A 17,005-nucleotide genomic window follows, 5' to 3' on the forward strand; every position below is an offset into this window, starting at 1 on the left:
ACAGAACTTGACCCGATAGTGCATGCAGGCCGAAGGCAGCTACTTTAAGGTGGCAGGCACAGCCGGGCAATGTTGCCCGCTGCCCATCCCCGAGGGGCTCCATGCAGAACTCCGCCGAATCGGTTTCGCTGCCGTCGACCGCGCCGCGCACGGACTACACCATCCTGGGTGCGATCAGTTTTTCGCACCTGCTCAACGACATGATCCAGTCGCTGATCCTGGCGATCTATCCGCTGCTGAAAAGTGGTTTCCACCTGAGCTTTACGCAAGTGGGTTTGATCACGCTGACGTATCAGGTGACGGCATCGCTGTTGCAGCCGCTGGTCGGCATGGTGACCGATCGCAAGCCGATGCCTTACTCCTTGCCGGTTGGCATGGGTTTCACTTTGTGCGGTCTGTTGTTGTTGGCCACTGCGCCGAATTTTGCGGTGCTGCTGGTGGCGGCGGCCCTGGTGGGGACGGGCTCATCCGTCTTCCATCCGGAATCCTCGCGCGTGGCGCGTCTTGCGTCAGGCGGGCAGCATGGCCTGGCGCAATCGCTGTTCCAGGTAGGCGGCAATACCGGTTCATCGCTGGGGCCGTTACTGGCGGCGTGGATCATCGTGCCGCACGGGCGCGGCAGTGTCGCATGGTTTTCGCTGGCGGCGTTGTTGGCGATGGTGGTGTTGTTGCAGGTGGGGCGTTGGTATCGCCTGCATCACGTCACTCGCAACAAGGTGACGCGACACGTAGCGGGCGAAGCGCTCAGCCGCAACAAAGTTTTCCTGTGTCTGCTGATTCTTGGCTTGCTGATCTTCTCCAAGTATTTCTATCTCGCCAGTATCAGCAGCTACTTCACGTTTTATTTGATCCACACCTTTGGCTTGTCCGTACAAGCCGCGCAGATGCATCTGTTCGTGTTTCTGTTCGCAGTGGCGGCAGGTTCCCTGATCGGTGGTCCGGTGGGTGATCGCATCGGGCGCAAGTGGGTGATCTGGGTGTCGATCCTCGGTGTAGCACCGTTCACGCTAGCCTTGCCGCACGCCAATCTGTTCTGGACCGGCGTGCTGTCGGTGGTGATCGGCTTGATCCTGTCGTCGGCGTTTTCGGCGATCCTGGTTTACGCGCAGGAATTGATTCCAGGGCGCGTAGGCATGATCTCCGGCTTGTTCTTCGGCTTCGCGTTCGGCATGGGCGGTATCGGCGCCGCGGTGCTTGGGCGCGTGGCCGATGCGCATGGCATCGACTACGTGTATTCGCTATGTGCATATTTGCCGTTGATCGGCGCGCTGGCGGTGTTTTTGCCGGATTTGGAGAAGCGCCAGCGTGTGTAAGTCGCAGGCTGAGGTGGGCGGAACGCGAACCCCAATATCCCGGACGCTTGCGGGCTAGGTTGGGGTTTCGGCTACGCCTCACCCCAACCTATATTTCGCGAGTCACATGAGCGGAAGCATGGCTCCGGCGCCGCCCCGCAGGCTGGGATGACAATCCCAGCTTTTTTTGAATTTGCTGAAGCTGGGATTGCCATCCCAGCCTACGAACGCCATGGTTTTTTCGACAATCAATGCTTCGCCGGCGTCGGCCCCTGCACCACCTGCATCAGGTGATCCGGCTTCAAATACTTCTTGAACGCCGCCTGCACCTGCTCGGGAGTGAGTGTGAGGTAATGCTTCGCGGCGATCATCGGCTGGTCCAGCGGTTCATCGTGCCAGGCCCAGTTGAGCAGCGCGCGCGCAATGTTGTTGATGCTGGATACGCCTACCGGAATGGAGCGAATTTCGTACTGGCGCGCATTGTCCAGTTCGCTCTGCTTGATCGGCGTGGTTTGCATCGCGACCAGGTTCTGGCGGATGAGCGTGTTGACGGGCGCTACCTTGTCCGAGTCGCTCCCGTACTGAACGAAGAAGATCGAGCGCGAGCGATTGAACTGCATGCCGGAACCTGCCCCGTACGCATAACCGTGCTTAACGCGAATGTCGGTCATCAGTCGCGAGGCAAAACCATTGCCACCCAACACGTTGTTGCCCAACTGCAGTGCATAGCGATCCGGATTGTGCATGTTGAGATCAAGCATCTGGCCCATCAGCACTTGATCCTGCGAGGCATAGGAGTTCTCGATCACCACATAACCGGCGGGGTTCACCGGCACCGGATTGGAAATCACGTCGGGCTTGGCGCCTTCCGCTTTCCATTGGCCAAAGTAGCGTTCCACGGTGGCCTTGGCTTGCTCGGGAGCGACGTTGCCGACCACCACGATAGTGGCGAGATCGGGGCGATAGGTCTTGGCGAAATAATCCTTGATGTCCTGCAGTTTCAATGCGCTGATGGACTCGGGCGTGGGCAGGCGTAGATCGGGATCGCCTGCAGGCAGCAGGCCTGCGCGTAGTGCCTTCATCATCTTGTATTGTGGCGACTGCATTTCACCGGCGAGCGCACGTGCCAGCGTTTCCTGTTGCACGGTGAAACCTTGTTGCGGCAAGGCCGGGTGTAGCTCGTTGTCGGCCAGCAATTGCATCGCGCGATCGAAGTGTTCGCTAAGCGCTGCCACGCCGAAATCGGTGCCGCCGCTTTCGTTGGCGGAAATATCATCCAGCGCCTTGTGATAAGCATCGCGATCCAGCGTGGTACTGCCGTAATCGAACAGCGAATCCAGCAGGCGCGCCACGCCTTCCTTGCCAGCAGGTTCCTGCAGCTTGGGGTTGTTGTCGATATGGCCGACCACCGTCACCGTCTTGCTGATGTTGGACGGCTGCACGATCAGGCGAATGCCGTTATCGAGCTTCATGTCCACCGGTGATAGCGTCCAACGCGGCATCTCCAGTTTGCTCAGCTTTTGCGCGGCCCACTCGGGCAGCGGCGCATCCAGCTTTTCGTTGCTGTTGAAGGATTCGGAGCCGCCGAAGCCGCCGCTATCCGGCGGACGCTGGCCGTTTTCGTTAGGCGTAAGCACCACGGTCACACGCTCGTCCGGCTTCAGATACTGGCGGGCGACGCGATTCACATCATCGACGGTGACCTGCCGAATCTGGTCTTCCGCTTCTTCCGGCGTGCTCAAGCCCATCCACACAATCGCTTGCGACCAGGCGCTGGCAAGTGTCACCGCGCTGTTCTTGTTGAATTCGGCTTGGGCGATTTCGGCTTGCTTGGATGCTTCGACCAGGTCGGCCGGCACACCGTTCTTCAGCAGATCATTGATGACATCATCCAGATCGGTTCGCGCCTGCTTAGCATCGCCACCTTTGGGAAAGCCAACTTCGATCACGCCAACGCCGCCGTAACTGAAAGGCTGCAATTGCGCGCTGGCGCTAAGTACCTTGCCTTGCACCGCGAGCTGCGACAGCGAACTGCGTGCATTGGTGAGTACGTCCAGCAGCACCTGCGCGGCGGCGTTGTCCTTGTCCATCATGCCCGGCATGCGATACATGAACTGCACGGAGCCCGTGCCGCGCGGCGTAGTGGATGCGATGGTTTCCGGCTTCACCGGCTGCAGTTTTACCGGTTGATGAGCGGGCAGGGTGCGCTTGGAAATCTTGCCGAACAGTTGCTGCACTTTCGCCAGCGTCTGCTGTGGATTCACGTCACCCACGATTACCAGCAAGGCATTGTTGGGTGCGTACCAGTCCTTGTAGAACGCCTGCAGGTCTGCGGCGGTGGTCTTGCCGAAGGACGAACGCGTGCCGAGCGGATCTTCCGCGTAGCCGGTGCCTGCATACAGAATGCCTTCGGCTTTCTGGAAGGCGAGAAATTCCGGTTGCGAAATATCGCGCGACACTTCCTGCTCGATCGCGCCGCGTTCGCGCTCCCAATCCTGCTGGCTGAGCAAGGCGCCGTCCATGCGGGTCGATTCGATGTGCAGCAACAAATCCAGGTAATTCGACGGCGCCACGAAGTAATACTGCGTAGCGTCGTTGGTGGTGAACGCGTTGTTGTCGGCGCCCATCTTGCCGGTCATTTCATTGAGCTGCGCGCCGGTCATGCCCTTGCTGTCGCGGAACATCATGTGTTCCAGCGCGTGCGCCGTTCCGGGAAAACCTTCCGGAGTCTGGTAGCCGCCAGCCAGATAGGTGATTTGCGTGGTCACCATGGGCGAAAGTGTTTCGCGCACGATGACGACGCGCAAGCCATTGTCGAGCGTGGTTCGCAACACATTGCTGTCGTTGGCCACGGCTTTGGATGCCGCGGGGGCATCGGCGCGGGCCGGGATGCTGGCGCTCACCAGGCCCATGCCAAGCAACACGCTCCAGGCCAATGTCTTGAAAGGGCTCGACATCATGTTCGGGTTCCTTGTTGAGGACAGCGATAGACCGTGGGATGTTGCCATAGTGCCGCCGGAAGGCGCACGTGCGGTCCGGCACGATGCAGGTCGGGGTGAGGCGCAACCGAACCCCGGCACCGCGCATGCACGGAACATGCGATACGCGCGCAAGCGAAGAAGACGGAGTATCGTGCACCCATCGCAAGTTCCCTCGATAAAGGAGCGAAGCCATGTTGGTAGTGACAACCGAGAATGTTCCCGGCCATCAGGTGGTCCAGGTGAAGGGACAGGTGTTCGGTGTGGTTGTGCGTAGCCGCGGCATCGGCGGCAACTTCGTCGCGGGCCTGCGTTCCATCGTCGGCGGCGAAATCCACGAATACACGCAGATGCTGGAAGAAGCACGCCGCCACGCGCTGGATCGCCTGGTGACCAACGCCAAGGCGATGGGCGCCAATGCGGTGGTGATGATGCGCTTCGATTCGGCCGAAATCGGCCAGACCATGAGCGAGATCGTGGCCTACGGCACCGCGGTGGTGCTCGATCCGCCGACCTGAGCCATGTTGACCCTGGTTCTATATGTCATGGGCGGCCTGATGCTGGTAGGCGCCGGCATTGCCGTCCTCACCGGCGTGATGGTGGCCTTGCTGCCGCAGTTGATCGTTGGCGGCTTGCTGTTGGTGGTCGGACTGGCGATCGAACGCTGGCGTTACAAGCCCTTGTTGCGCGGCGGACCTGATCCGCGCTGGAAGGATACGGGTGAACGTTTCGTTGATCCGGAGAGCGGGCAGCTCACCGCGGTTTATTTCGATGCGCAACGTGGCGAGCGGCATTACGTGGTGGTGGAAAAGTAGGTTGGGATGAAATCCCGGCACCGCGATGCCGACAAGTGCTGGGATTGTCATCCCAGCCTACGTAAGATCGGCTTTCGTCATCGGTAGATTCAAGAAGGAGCACATATGCCATCCGGAAATCCTGTACTGCGCGAAAAAGCATTCCAAGGCTTGCCGGTCACCGGCGAGCGCATGACGTTGAACGGTACCGTGACGCGCACGGCGTTGTTGCTGGTATTGGCGGTGATCACTGGCGGTTGGACCTGGCAGCGCTTTGCTGATGTGGCGGCCGGTGGCGACTTGAATGCGGCGTTGGCGGCGATCAGCCCGTTCATGTGGGGCGGTTTGCTGGTTGGCCTGGTGCTGGCGTTGGTGACCACGTTCGTGCAGCGCTGGGCCGGTATCACGGCGCCGTTGTATGCGATTGCGGAAGGCTTCGCGCTCGGCGGCATTTCCGCCGTGATGAACTTGCGTTTTCCGGGCATCGTGCTGCAGGCGGTGATGCTGACGGTGGGTGTGCTGGCGGTGATGCTGGTGGCTTATCGGTCGGGCTGGATCAAGGTGACGGACAAGTTCCGCCTGGGCGTGGTGGCTGCTACCGGCGGCATTGCGTTGCTGTATGTGGTGGACATGGCGCTGCGTGCATTCACGCCTATCCAGATTCCCTTCATCCATGAAACCGGCGCCATCGGCATTGGCTTCAGCCTGTTGGTGGTGGGGCTGGCGGCGCTCAATCTCGTGCTCGATTTCGACATGATCGATCGCGCCGCCGAGGCAGGCGCGCCCAAGTACATGGAGTGGTACGGCGCGTTCGCGTTGATGGTCACCCTGGTGTGGCTGTATATGGAATTGCTGCGCCTGCTGTCGAAGGCTCGCCGCTGATAGCTGTAAGTTGGGGTGCTAACCCCAACATGGCCGTGCCGATCCGGGTGGCTATGTTGGGGTTCGCACCCCAACCTACGTTAACCTTGCCGTTTTCCCAGCAATCCAGGCAACCATGACGAAAGACGCGGGCCGCGGCCACGCCTTGCTGGTAGGCGCAGGCATTCTTTGCAGCCGCCTGTTCGGCCTGGTGCGGCAGCGGGTGTTCTCCCATTTTTTTGGCCTTTCCGACGCGGCCGATATTTTCAGCGCTGCATTGCGCGTACCAAACTTCCTGCAGAACCTGTTCGGGGAAGGGGTGCTGTCGGCCTCCTTCATTCCGGTCTACGCGCGCCTGCTGGCGCAGCATAAGCAGGAGGATGCCGATCGTCTGGCCGGGGCGATCTTTGCGATTCTTGCGTTGATCATTTCCGTTATCGTTGCGCTGGGTATTCTCGCGACGCCGTATCTGCTCTGGGCGATCGCACCCGGTTATACCGGCGAGAAGCGCGAGCTCACCATTCTGATCGTGCGCATTCTGTTTCCAGGCACCGGCATTCTGGTGTGGTCGGCGTGGTGCCTGGGCATACTCAACAGCCATCACAAGTTCTTTCTTTCGTATGCGGCGCCGGTGATCTGGAATCTTTCCATGATCCTGACCATGTTGGTGTTCCATCACCTGGATGCGAATCGGCTGATCGTGTATCTGGCATGGGGCACGGTGCTGGGATGCCTGTTGCAGTTCCTGGTGCAGCTGGGGCCGGTGTTGAAGCTGGTGCCGAACTTGCGCCTTCGCCTGGATATAAAAAGCCTGCACGTGAAGCAGGTGGGCGGCAGTTTCATGAATGTGGTGATCGGGCGCGGTGTGGTGCAGATCAGTGCGTTCGTCGATCAGGCCATTTCGACCTTGCTCGGCAGTGGTGCCGTGGCGGGCATGACCACGGCGGCATCGATCAACTTGTTGCCGGTAAGCCTGTTCGGCATGGCGATTTCCGCGTCTGAATTGCCGACGCTGTCGCGCATGGCCGGCGAGCATGTGGACGACGAAGTCGCTGCAAAGCTTTCTGCGCGCTTGAACAATGGCCTGGAGCGAATCGCCTTTTTTATCGTGCCGTCCGCGATGGCGTTTTTTGCTTTGGGGAATGTGATCGTTGCGGCGCTGTATCAATCTGGCGCATTTACCGCCAAGGATTCGTATTACGTGTGGGCGATTTTGGCGGGCTCCGGCGTCGGTTTGCTGGCATCGACGTTCGGGCGGCTGTATTCGTCCACTTATTACGCGATGCGCGATACACGTACGCCGCTGCGTTATGCCTTGGTGCGGCTTGCCTTTACGGCGGTGCTGGGTTTGGGCAGCGCGTTGTTGATTCCGAAATTGCTGGGCATTCCCATGCAGTGGGGCGCGGTCGGATTGACGGCGTCCGCCGGTGTGGCCGGCTGGGTCGAGTTTCATCTGTTGCGCAGGAAGATGAATCATAAGCTTGGCCTCACCGGTGTGGCTGTGTCGATGATGGTCAAGCTATGGGCGGCAGCGGCCGTTGCGGCGTTGGTGGCGTGTGTTGTTGAGCGCTTCATGCCGGCATGGGGGCCGATCTTGGTCGCCGCGTTTGTGTTGTCGACGTATGGTGTTGCTTATTTTGCGGCGACGTTTTTATTGCGTGTGAGGACGTGCAGGGACGTCGTGCAAAAAATGCTGCGAAGGGTTGGGCTTGATCGTAGGCTGGGATGACAATCCCAGCTTTTCCGTGGCTCACGATGCTGGGATGTCATCCCAGCCTAAAAAAGCAGTGGCGTCAGCGGCGTAGGTTGCTGCGCGCGAGCTCGATCAACTCATCGCCTCGGCCATTCATCACCGTGCGTAGCGCCCACAGGCTGAAACCCTTCATCTGTTCCAACTGGATTTTTGGTGGCATGGACAGTTCCTGCCGGTTCGTCACCACGTCGATCAATGCTGGACCGTTGTGGGCGAATGCTTCGCGCACGGCGCCTTCGAGGTCGCCAGGATCTTCCACGCGCACGCCATAGATGCCTGCCGCGCGTGCGAGTGCGGAGAAATCCGGGTTATCCAGCGACACACCCGTCGGCAGAAAGCCGGAGGCTTTCATTTCCAGTTCCACGAAGCCCAGCGTGCCGTTGTTGAACACTACGATCTTTACCGGCAACGGGTGCTGCACCAGGGTGAGGATGTCGCCCATCAGCATGGAAAAGCCGCCATCGCCGGACAGGCTGATGATCTGTCGAGATGGAAACGCCGTCTGCGCACCGATCGCTTGCGGCATCGCATTCGCCATCGAGCCATGCACGAAGGAGCCGAGCAGGCGGCGTTTGCCATTCATCTTCAAATAGCGTGCGGCCCAGATGGTGGGTGTGCCGACATCGCAGGTGAATACCGCATCCTCGCTGGCTACGTCGCTGACCACTTTGGCGACGTATTGCGGATGGATCGGCTTGCTTCCCGCCTTGCCGGTGGCGAGATCGTTCAAGCCTTCGCGCGCCTTCTTGTAAAGCTGCAGGCTGTTCTTCAGGTGGTTGTCATCGGTGGCGGCTTTGAGGCGCGGCAGCAGCGCCTCGATGGTGGCGCCGACGTCGCCGACCAAGCCAAGATCCAGGCGGCAACGGCGGCCGAGGTTTTCGGCACGCAGATCGATCTGGCAAATCCTGGCGTCTTCCGGAAAGAACTGGCGATACGGAAAGTCGGTGCCGAGCAGCAGCAAGGTATCGCAGTTCATCATCGCTTCGTAGCCGGAGCTGAAGCCGATCAGGCCGGTCATGCCGACGTCATAGGGGTTATCCCATTCGACGTGTTCCTTGCCGCCCAATGCATGCACCACCGGTGCCTTGAGCGTTTCGGCGAGACGGATCAGTGCGTCATGCGCGCCCGCAAAACAACGTCACCTTGCGGCCGCTGCCGAGCAGAGCAGCGAGTTGATCCAGCTGCGCATCAGGCGGAATGATTTTAGGCGTGGCGGGTAACAGACCTGCACTCGTCAACACCGAGCCGCTGGCCTCGCTAAGTGCCACGTCACCGGGAATCACTAGCACCGACACGCCGCGCTGGCCCACTGCTGCGCGTATTGCCGTTGCGGTTGCACGGTGGATCTGCGCTGCGCTGCTGATCAGCTCGCAGTAGTGGCTGCATTCCTGGAACAGGTTTTGCGCATGCGTTTCCTGGAAATAGCCGCTGCCGATTTCAGCGGAAGGGATGTGTGCCGCAATCGCCAGCACTGGCGTGCGTGAACGGTGTGCGTCGAAGAGTCCGTTGATCAGGTGCAGATTGCCGGGTCCACACGAGCCAGCACAAACGGCCAATTGGCCGGTCAATTGCGATTCCGCGCCCGCGCCGAACGCAGCCGATTCCTCATGCCGGTAGTGAATCCATTGCATGTCTTTGCGACGTCGCAGCGATTCGGTAATGCCGTTGAGGCTGTCGCCGACCAATCCATGGATCCGTTTCACTCCGGCCTGTGCCAGGGTTTCGACCAGGACATCGGCAACATTGCGAATGCTCATGACGTGGCTCCTTGGTAGCAAGGAGCGCATCTTGGCAAAGGGGTGCTTTGCTTTCTGTAAAGGTGGTGTACGGGCGATACGGGTGGGCTGGGATTTCATCCAGCCTGCATGGCTAGCCGATGATCATCGGTTCCGGTTCCAAGCGCACGCCAAAGCGCGCATGCACACCTTCGATCACACGCTGCGCGAATGCCCAAAGCTCTGGGCCGGTGGCCTTGCCATGATTCACCAATACCAGCGCGTGACGGTTGGAGATGCCCGCGTCACCGTCGCGCATGCCTTTGAAGCCGGCGGTTTCAATCAGCCACGCGGCGGAGAGTTTCCAGCGTGCGTCTTTGCCCGGCCATGCGACGAGTTCGGGATAATCGCGCTTCAACGCCTCGCCTTGCGCAGCATCAACGATGGGATTCTTGAAGAAGCTGCCAGCATTACCGATCACGGCAGGATCAGGCAGCTTGCGCGTGCGCAGATGCACCACGGCTTCGGCAACGTGGAACGGTGCGGGATTGCTGACGCCCATGCGTTCCAGCTCTTCGCGGATGCCGGCATAGTCCAGGCGCAAAGCATGCTGGCGTGGCAGCGCGAAGCGCACGGCGGTGACGATGAAGCGATCCGGTTCGTGCTTGAACAGCGAATCGCGGTAGCCGAACGCGCAGGCTGCACGATCCAGCGTGATGACACGCCGCTCGAGACGATCCCACGCTTCCACGCTTTCGATGAATTCGGCCACTTCGGTGCCGTAGGCGCCGATGTTCTGGATGGGCGCTGCGCCGACGGTGCCGGGAATGAGGATGAGGTTTTCCAGCCCGGCAAAGCCCTGGCCAAGTGTCCAGCGCACGAAGTCATCCCAGCGCTCGCCCGCGGCAACGGCAATGCGGGTGAGGTCGCCTTCCTGTTCCACGTGCACGCCGCGCGTTTCCATCGCCAGCACGGTGCCGTCGACATTACCGATGAGCAGCATGTTGCTGCCTTCGCCCAACACCAGCAGGCGGCCGGCGCGAATGGCGGGGAAGTCGAGCAGTTCCGGCAATTTGCTGGCGTCGCGTATTTCTGCCAGCAGCTTGGCGCGCGCATCCACGCGCAGTGTGTTGCGCTTGAGCAGCGAGGCATTTTCGATCAGCGTATAGCCGCCCATGTCGACGCGGTCAGCGTGCATCCGCATGTTCCTGCTGTCGGCGGATTTCATTGACGCAATCGGCGATCAGTTCAGGGCCGCGATAGATCAGGCCGGAATAGATTTGCACCAGCTTGGCGCCTGCGTTGATTTTTTCCACGGCATCGTCGCCTTCGACAATGCCGCCCACGCCGATGATGCCGATGCGATCGCCCAGGCGCTGGCGCATGCCACGCACGACTTCCGTGGCGCGTGCACGCAGTGGCTTGCCGGAGAGCCCGCCGGTTTCGTTGCCGCGCGGATCGCTGGCGACAGAGGCGTGATCGATGGTGGTGTTGGTGCAGATCACGCCATCCACGCTGGCCGCGAGCAGTACTTCCGCCATGCTGTCCAGCTCGGCCTCGGAAAGGTCGGGGGCGATCTTCAACAGCATCGGTTTGCGCGCGCCATGCTGTGAACCAAGCCGCTCTTGGGCTTCGCGCAAGATTTCGATAAAGCGACGCAGCGTTGCCTCTTCCTGCAGATCGCGCAGGCCCTTGGTGTTGGGTGAGGAGATGTTGACGGTAATGTAACTGGCATGCGCGTAGACACGCTCCAGGCAGAACAGGTAATCGTCCACGGCCTTTTCGTTGGGCGTGTCCTTGTTCTTGCCGATGTTGATGCCCAGCACGCCGCGATAGCTCGATGCCCGCACGTTGCGCACCAGCGCATCGACGCCGCCATTGTTGAAGCCCATGCGGTTGATGATGGCCTCGTGCTGCGGCAGCCGGAACAGGCGCGGGCGATCGTTGCCGATCTGCGGGCGCGGTGTGACCGTGCCGACTTCGACAAAGCCGAGGCCGAGCGCGCCGAGTGCGTCGAGGTGGTCGGCGTTCTTGTCCAAACCTGCCGCAAGTCCGACAGGGTTCGGAAAGCGGATGCCGAAGGCTTCGACGGGAAGCTCCGCAGGTGGAGCCGCGACGAAGCGCATCAATTCGCTGCGCCAGGCAACATCCAGGCCATACAGCGTCAAGCCGTGTGCTGTTTCAGCATCAAGTTGGAACAACAGCGGGCGCAGCCAGCGATACATCAAGGAACCTCACCAACATAAACACGGGTGTCGTAGTCGAAGCTTACCCGACCGTCCACCGCGCAGGCGTCGAACAGCCTGCGCAGCGCGTCGATCATGGCCTCGTGCTTGGGATGACCGGCCTGGGGCGCATACGAGGACGACATCAGCCGTCCGCGCAAGGCCTCGAAATCCAGCAACTGGCGATGATCGAAACTGGCCGTGCCACGCCAACCCTCGCCAAACCATTCGCGCATGCGCGGCTCGTCGGCGTAACGTTCGGCAACGCTGGTGTAGTCGGTGCCGTAGACCTGCAGCAACGTTTCGTAGCCTTCCAGGAACGGCGTGCCGGTCAGGCGACGCGAATTCCAGTAAATAGCTGCCAGGCCATCGGGGCGGAGAATGCGATGGAATTCGCGGCGGGTACTTTCCGGATCGAACCAATGGAACGCCTGCGCCACGGAAACGAGATCGACGCTGGCATCGTCCAGGTTGGTGGCATCGGCACGACCGTCCACGGCGAGAAATTTGGGATGGCTTCCCAGCCATTCGGTCGCGGCACCGCGCATGGCGGCATTGGGTTCCACCGCAATTACCGTGTGTCCCGCATCCAGGAACAGCTTGCTGGAAATGCCGGTGCCGGCACCGATATCGGCAACGCGCCAGTCGGGCGTGACGCCCTGGGCCTTGCGCAGCCAGTCGACCAAGGCTTCGGGGTAGGTGGGGCGATAGCGGACGTAATCGGCAACCCGGTTGCTGAAACGTTCGGTGCTGTTGAGATCGCTCATGCTCTCCTCTCCTTCCTGGTTAGCGGGACAACTGCTGTCCACCATCGACGCTCAGGATCTGCCCCGTCACCCAGCCAGCCGACGGCGAAGCGAGGAACAATGCCACGTGCGCGACTTCTTCGGGCGTGCCGTAGCGGCCGAAAGGGATTTTCGAGAGCACGGTGGCATAGCGCGCGGGATCGTCGTGCTTGCAGCGATCCCACAAGCCACCTTCGAAATCGATGGAACCCGGCGCAATCGCATTGACGCGAATGCGTTGCGCGGCAAGCGCGTGGGCTTGCGAGGTGGTGTAGTGGGAAAGTGCCGCTTTCATCGCGCCGTAGGACGGCGTAGTCGGGCGCGGATGCAGCGCGGCGATGGAACTGGTATGCAGGATGCTGGCGTGCGGTGATTTCGCAAGGTACGGCAACGCGGCGCGTGAGGCGCGCACCGCAGCCATCATGTCGATGTTGAACACCGCTGCCCAATCTTCTTCGGTATCGGCAAAGCCGTAGCCGCTGGCATTGTTGATCAGCACGTCGATGCCGCCGAGTGCTTCGGCGGCGGCGTTGATGTAGGTATCGATGGCGGAGGCATCGCCGAGATCGCACGATTGCTTGTGCACCGTGTTGCCATGGACGGCCATGGCTTTGGCGGTTTCATCGAGTGCAGACTGGCCGCGTGCGCAGATGGATACGGCGGCGCCGGATGCGGCGAAGGCGAGTGCCATGCTGCGGCCGATGCCTTTGCTGCCGCCGGCGATGATGATGCGGTAGCCGTGGAAGTCGAAAGGAGTGGACGTCACGGTATACCTCTTCGGTCAGGTCATCGTAGGTTGGGGTGCAAACCCCAACATCGCCATGTGTGCAAGATCGGGAGGTTGGGGTTCGCACCCCAACCTACGTCAAGCAGCGCTTGGTCGGGCTTACAAGTCGAACTTGATCCCCTGCGCCAACGGCAGCGCATCCGAATAATTGATCGTATTGGTCTGCCGGCGCATGTACACCTTCCACGCATCCGAGCCCGACTCGCGACCGCCGCCGGTTTCCTTCTCGCCACCGAACGCACCGCCGATTTCCGCACCGGAGGTACCGATGTTGACGTTGGCGATGCCGCAATCCGAACCCGCTGCCGACAGATACTGCTCGGCCGCCTTCAGGTTCTGCGTGAAGATGGAGGAAGACAGGCCTTGCGGCACGCTGTTCTGCAGCTCGATGGCTTCATCAAGCGTCTTGAACGGGATCACGTAGAGAATCGGTGCGAAGGTTTCCGTCTGCACCACCTCATCGCTGTTCTTCAAGCCGGTGATGATGGTCGGCAGCACGAAGTTGCCCTTGCGATCGCTGATCGCGGCGCCGCCGGTACGCACCGTGCCACCGCTGGCTTTGGCTTTTTCAACCGCAGCGAGGTAAGCCGTTACTGCATCCTTGCTGTTGAGCGGGCCCATCAGCGTGGTGGCGAGCGTGGGATCGCCGATCTTGCCTTCCACCTGCTTGTATGCGGCCACCAGCTTGTCAGTCACGTCGTTGATGATCGACTCATGCACGAACAGGCGGCGGGTGGTGGTGCAACGCTGGCCGGCGGTGCCGACGGCGCCGAACACGATCGCCGGAATGGCCAGCTTCAGATCCGCGCTGGCGTCCACGATGATCGCGTTGTTGCCGCCCAGTTCCAGCAGCGAACGGCCCATGCGTTTGGCGACGCGCTCGCCAACGTGGCGGCCCACCTTGGTGGAGCCGGTGAAGCTGATCAGCGGAACGCGATGGTCGTCGACGAACGCCTGCGACAGTTCCGTGCCGGCATCGTTGAACAGGAAGAACAGATCCGGGAAACCGCCGGCCTTCAGCGCTTCATTGCAGATCTTCATCGTGGCGATGGCCGACAGCGGCGTTTTCGGCGACGGCTTCCAGATGCAGATATCGCCGCAGATAGCGGCCAGCATGGCATTCCATGCCCACACGGCGACCGGGAAATTGAAGGCGCTGATGATGCCGACGATGCCGAGCGGCTGATACTGCTCGTACATGCGATGACCCGGGCGTTCCGAATGCATGGTGTAGCCGTAAAGCATGCGGCTCTGGCCCACCGCGAAATCGGCGATGTCGATCATCTCCTGCACCTCGCCGTCGCCTTCGGGCTTGATCTTGCCCATCTCCAGTGCGACCAGCGAACCCAGTGCATCCTTGTGCTTGCGCAGCGCTTCGCCGCACAGGCGCACGGCTTCGCCGCGCTGCGGGGCGGGAGTGGTGCGCCATACCTTGAATGCTGCCTGCGCGCGCTTGACGATGATCTCGTAGTCGGCAGCGCTGGAGGCATGGACGGTACCGATCACCTCGTTGGTGGCCGGGTTCAGCGGCTGCAGCGTGCCAGCGTTGGTGGTCTTGGACCACTCGCCGTTGCCGAGGTACGTACCCGACTGCTCGCCGGTAAGACCGAGCGCCGTGAGGATTGCGTGGGACATGCGGACTCCTGAGACGTGGCGTCAGAGCGCCTGGATATGAGGGAAACGCCTATTCTATCAGGCGGGCTGATGCCGGCCGAGCCGGGAACGCCGCCGGCTTGCTCGCCACGGTGGCGCATCGCCTATACTTCGGGGCCTACGCATGCTGGTTTGCAGCATGCGGCACGGCCCTTCAGCCCTCGTAGCTCAGTTGGATAGAGCGTCCCCCTCCTAAGGGGAAGGTCGCACGTTCGAATCGTGTCGGGGGCACCAATTCTTTATCGCTCATTGGCGCACAAGGCTCGCCAGCCTGCATGGCAAACCACGATGCGATGCACCAGCCGCCTTACGCGAAACCTTCTTCGCAACGCAACATAATGGCCAGCTGAATCAATCCCGCGCGCGTCAGCGCACTTGTCAACGCGGGCCATGGCCGCTCGTTCTTGGCGCCTGCGAGGGTGAGGGGAACGCGATGGAGCAGGACGCTACAGGAGACACCATCGGCAGCATTCAAAAAGATGATCCCACTCAACGCATGCATGTGCCTTGCCGGAAAAACGGCAAGGCAATCAATTCCAAGAACGTCCGCTAAAACATCCCAAGGAATTTGCCATGAATGCAAAGTCGAAACTCATCATGTTCGGTCTGGTCATCGGTGCAGCGATGGCGTCCGGCACGGTGTTCGCGCAAACCGATGTTCCCAATCATCCGCGCGTCAACGAAGTAAACAATCGCCTGGAAAATCAGCAGGATCGCATCAACAACGGTTTGAAGAACGGCACCATGACGCAGGCCCAGGCTGCGCACGACGAAAAGCACGATGCCAACATCGCTCGCCGCGAATCCGCCGACGAGGCCAAGCACAACGGCCATCTGACCAAGCAGGAACAGCGCAATTTGAATCGTGCCGAGAATCACAACAGCAAGCGCATTTACAAGCAGAAGCATTGATTGGCGATGTGATTCCAAAACCTCCCGTGCTCGCGGGAGGTTTTTTTGTCGCGTAGGCTGGGATGAAATCCCAGCATCGTGGGCATGGCGATGCCGGGATTTCATCCCAGCCTACGTGGCTTTCGCGGGAATGACGGCCGTAGGGTTGCGCTAGCTCTTCGGCGGCTCGCCCGTCGACTCGCGCAATTGCAATGAATAAGGCACCTGCACAAGCAAGCCTGATCCCTTGCCACGCAGCAACTCCATCAGCTGCAACGCCGCCAGCTTGCCCATCTCGCGTGCAGGCTGGCGCACCGTGGTCAACGGCGGCCATAGCTGGCTCGCCAATGGCGTGTCGTCGAATCCGCAGACCGATACGTCACGCGGCACCTTCATGCCGCGCTCGTTCGCGGCCCACATGACACCCGCCGCCATGTCATCGTTGGCGGCAAAGATGGCGCCAGGTGGGTCCGGCAATGCGAGCAATTTTCGCGCGGCGGCCACGCCGGAGCCGAACATGAATTCGCCTTCCACCACATAGTCCGGGTCGTAGGGTATGCCCGCGGCCAAGAGCGCCGCCTTGTAGCCGGCATGCCGCCAACGGGTTGCGCCATGATTGGCGATGCCCAGTACGTGCGCGATGCGGCGGTGGCCAAGTTCGATCAGATGAGTGACGAGGGCCTGCGCAGCATGCTCATCATCCATGCATACGCCGATAGTGTCGTTGCGATTTACCGGGGACACGCTGGCATAGGGGACTTCGCGCTCGCGCAAGCGCCGCAGTAGAGGCGGGTGATCGGTCAATGGTGGCGTCAACACCACACCGTCCACATGATGATCGGAAATCAGCGCATCGACACGGCGGATGAAATCGGCGCCGCGCATGCGCAGCGGGCACACCATCATGCTGTAGCGGTTCGCGTCGCAGGCGTCGAGCACGCCGTTCTGGATTTCAGCCAGATAGGTCGAGGCCGGGTTGTCATTGTTGTCGTACAGCATGGCGACCAGGAACGAGCGGCTGCCGGCCAGGCCGCGCGCCGAAGGGCTGGGCCGATAGTTCATCGACTCCATGGCCGCGAGCACGCGCTTGCGCGTGTCTTCTTTGACGTACGCTTCCTCGTTGAGGACGCGCGATACCGTCTTGGGCGATACACCCGCCGCGCGTGCGACATCTTCCAGGCGTACCCGCATGCATGCTCCTGACATCACCGTATTGCGCAGTGACTATGCCGTGCGAGCCCGTTTGTTTACAAGCGTTGAGACGGTGGCGG

Annotated in this window: 13 protein-coding genes, 1 tRNA gene and 1 pseudogene; 7 read left to right on the forward strand and 8 right to left on the reverse strand. The window is 60.9% G+C overall.

What is annotated here, in order from left to right:
* The first annotated feature begins 101 nt into the window (after positions 1–101).
* The gene (locus tag VJR68_RS06675; protein WP_324146889.1) at positions 102–1,313 is read left to right on the forward strand and encodes an MFS transporter; all 1,212 of its coding nucleotides are present in this window, start codon (positions 102–104) and stop codon (positions 1,311–1,313) included.
* Between the two features lie 227 nt (positions 1,314–1,540).
* On the opposite strand, the gene VJR68_RS06680 is transcribed toward VJR68_RS06675, so the two are convergent.
* Entirely contained in the window at positions 1,541–4,252 is a 2,712-nt protein-coding gene (locus tag VJR68_RS06680) for a pitrilysin family protein (protein ID WP_324146890.1), read from the reverse strand.
* Positions 4,253–4,464: 212 nt separating this feature from the next.
* Between VJR68_RS06680 and VJR68_RS06685 the strand changes: the two genes are divergently transcribed.
* The 4 genes from VJR68_RS06685 (at position 4,465) to murJ (ending at position 7,654) form a co-directional block, all read left to right on the forward strand.
* Positions 4,465–4,788 carry a YbjQ family protein gene (locus VJR68_RS06685; RefSeq protein ID WP_324146891.1) on the forward strand — a complete coding sequence of 108 codons (324 nt, stop codon included), beginning with the start codon at positions 4,465–4,467 and terminating at the stop codon, positions 4,786–4,788.
* 3 nt (positions 4,789–4,791) lie between these two features.
* Entirely contained in the window at positions 4,792–5,085 is a 294-nt protein-coding gene (locus VJR68_RS06690) for a hypothetical protein (RefSeq protein ID WP_324146892.1), read from the forward strand.
* A gap of 105 nt (positions 5,086–5,190) precedes the next feature.
* A complete protein-coding gene (locus VJR68_RS06695; RefSeq protein ID WP_324146893.1) occupies positions 5,191–5,946 on the forward strand; it encodes a Bax inhibitor-1/YccA family protein in 756 nt (251 codons plus the stop codon).
* 115 nt (positions 5,947–6,061) lie between these two features.
* Positions 6,062–7,654: a murein biosynthesis integral membrane protein MurJ gene (murJ, locus tag VJR68_RS06700; protein ID WP_324146894.1), complete on the forward strand. Its 1,593-nt coding sequence runs from the start codon at positions 6,062–6,064 to the stop codon at positions 7,652–7,654.
* Positions 7,655–7,718: 64 nt separating this feature from the next.
* Here murJ and poxB read toward each other — a convergent pair.
* From poxB to VJR68_RS06730, 6 genes and pseudogenes are all read right to left on the reverse strand, one after another.
* Positions 7,719–9,435 (reverse strand): annotated as a pseudogene (gene poxB, locus VJR68_RS06705) (ubiquinone-dependent pyruvate dehydrogenase).
* A 112-nt stretch (positions 9,436–9,547) separates the two neighbouring features.
* Positions 9,548–10,570 (reverse strand): UDP-N-acetylmuramate dehydrogenase, encoded by a 1,023-nt coding sequence (murB, locus tag VJR68_RS06710; RefSeq protein WP_324146931.1) that lies wholly within the window; start codon positions 10,568–10,570, stop codon positions 9,548–9,550.
* Positions 10,571–10,580: 10 nt separating this feature from the next.
* Positions 10,581–11,618: a quinone-dependent dihydroorotate dehydrogenase gene (locus tag VJR68_RS06715; protein ID WP_324146895.1), complete on the reverse strand. Its 1,038-nt coding sequence runs from the start codon at positions 11,616–11,618 to the stop codon at positions 10,581–10,583.
* A complete protein-coding gene (locus VJR68_RS06720; RefSeq protein ID WP_324146896.1) occupies positions 11,618–12,385 on the reverse strand; it encodes a class I SAM-dependent methyltransferase in 768 nt (255 codons plus the stop codon). Before VJR68_RS06720 ends, VJR68_RS06715 begins: the two co-directional genes overlap by 1 nt.
* A 19-nt stretch (positions 12,386–12,404) precedes the next feature.
* Positions 12,405–13,169 (reverse strand): SDR family oxidoreductase, encoded by a 765-nt coding sequence (locus VJR68_RS06725; RefSeq protein WP_324146897.1) that lies wholly within the window; start codon positions 13,167–13,169, stop codon positions 12,405–12,407.
* 120 nt (positions 13,170–13,289) lie between these two features.
* Positions 13,290–14,825, reverse strand: coding sequence for an aldehyde dehydrogenase family protein (locus VJR68_RS06730; protein WP_324146898.1), 1,536 nt, complete (start codon positions 14,823–14,825; stop codon positions 13,290–13,292).
* A 175-nt stretch (positions 14,826–15,000) separates the two neighbouring features.
* On the opposite strand from VJR68_RS06730, the gene VJR68_RS06735 reads away from it, so the two are divergent.
* A tRNA-Arg gene (locus VJR68_RS06735) sits at positions 15,001–15,077 on the forward strand.
* Between the two features lie 339 nt (positions 15,078–15,416).
* Complete coding sequence (locus VJR68_RS06740) at positions 15,417–15,755, forward strand: hypothetical protein (protein ID WP_324146899.1); 339 nt, start codon at positions 15,417–15,419, stop codon at positions 15,753–15,755.
* A gap of 150 nt (positions 15,756–15,905) precedes the next feature.
* Here VJR68_RS06740 and VJR68_RS06745 read toward each other — a convergent pair whose 3' ends face one another.
* Positions 15,906–16,925: a LacI family DNA-binding transcriptional regulator gene (locus VJR68_RS06745; protein WP_324146900.1), complete on the reverse strand. Its 1,020-nt coding sequence runs from the start codon at positions 16,923–16,925 to the stop codon at positions 15,906–15,908.
* Positions 16,926–17,005: the final 80 nt, after the last annotated feature.

It is taken from the genome of Dyella sp. (genome assembly GCF_035277725.1).
Classification (GTDB): Bacteria; Pseudomonadota; Gammaproteobacteria; order Xanthomonadales; family Rhodanobacteraceae; genus Dyella_B.

Bases quoted from the DNA above. Each gene is read 5' to 3' on its own strand.
- VJR68_RS06690 (WP_324146892.1), top strand. From the start codon at position 4,792: ATGTTGACCCTGGTTCTATATGTCATGGGCGGCCTGATGCTGGTAGGC.
- VJR68_RS06680 (WP_324146890.1), bottom strand. From the start codon at position 4,252: ATGATGTCGAGCCCTTTCAAGACATTGGCCTGGAGCGTGTTGCTTGGC.
- murB (WP_324146931.1), bottom strand. From the start codon at position 10,570: ATGGGCGGCTATACGCTGATCGAAAATGCCTCGCTGCTCAAGCGCAAC.
- murJ (WP_324146894.1), top strand. From the start codon at position 6,062: ATGACGAAAGACGCGGGCCGCGGCCACGCCTTGCTGGTAGGCGCAGGC.
- VJR68_RS06685 (WP_324146891.1), top strand. From the start codon at position 4,465: ATGTTGGTAGTGACAACCGAGAATGTTCCCGGCCATCAGGTGGTCCAG.
- VJR68_RS06730 (WP_324146898.1), bottom strand. From the start codon at position 14,825: ATGTCCCACGCAATCCTCACGGCGCTCGGTCTTACCGGCGAGCAGTCG.
- VJR68_RS06740 (WP_324146899.1), top strand. From the start codon at position 15,417: ATGAATGCAAAGTCGAAACTCATCATGTTCGGTCTGGTCATCGGTGCA.
- VJR68_RS06695 (WP_324146893.1), top strand. From the start codon at position 5,191: ATGCCATCCGGAAATCCTGTACTGCGCGAAAAAGCATTCCAAGGCTTG.
- VJR68_RS06745 (WP_324146900.1), bottom strand. From the start codon at position 16,925: ATGCGGGTACGCCTGGAAGATGTCGCACGCGCGGCGGGTGTATCGCCC.
- VJR68_RS06675 (WP_324146889.1), top strand. From the start codon at position 102: ATGCAGAACTCCGCCGAATCGGTTTCGCTGCCGTCGACCGCGCCGCGC.
- VJR68_RS06715 (WP_324146895.1), bottom strand. From the start codon at position 11,618: ATGTATCGCTGGCTGCGCCCGCTGTTGTTCCAACTTGATGCTGAAACA.
- VJR68_RS06720 (WP_324146896.1), bottom strand. From the start codon at position 12,385: ATGAGCGATCTCAACAGCACCGAACGTTTCAGCAACCGGGTTGCCGAT.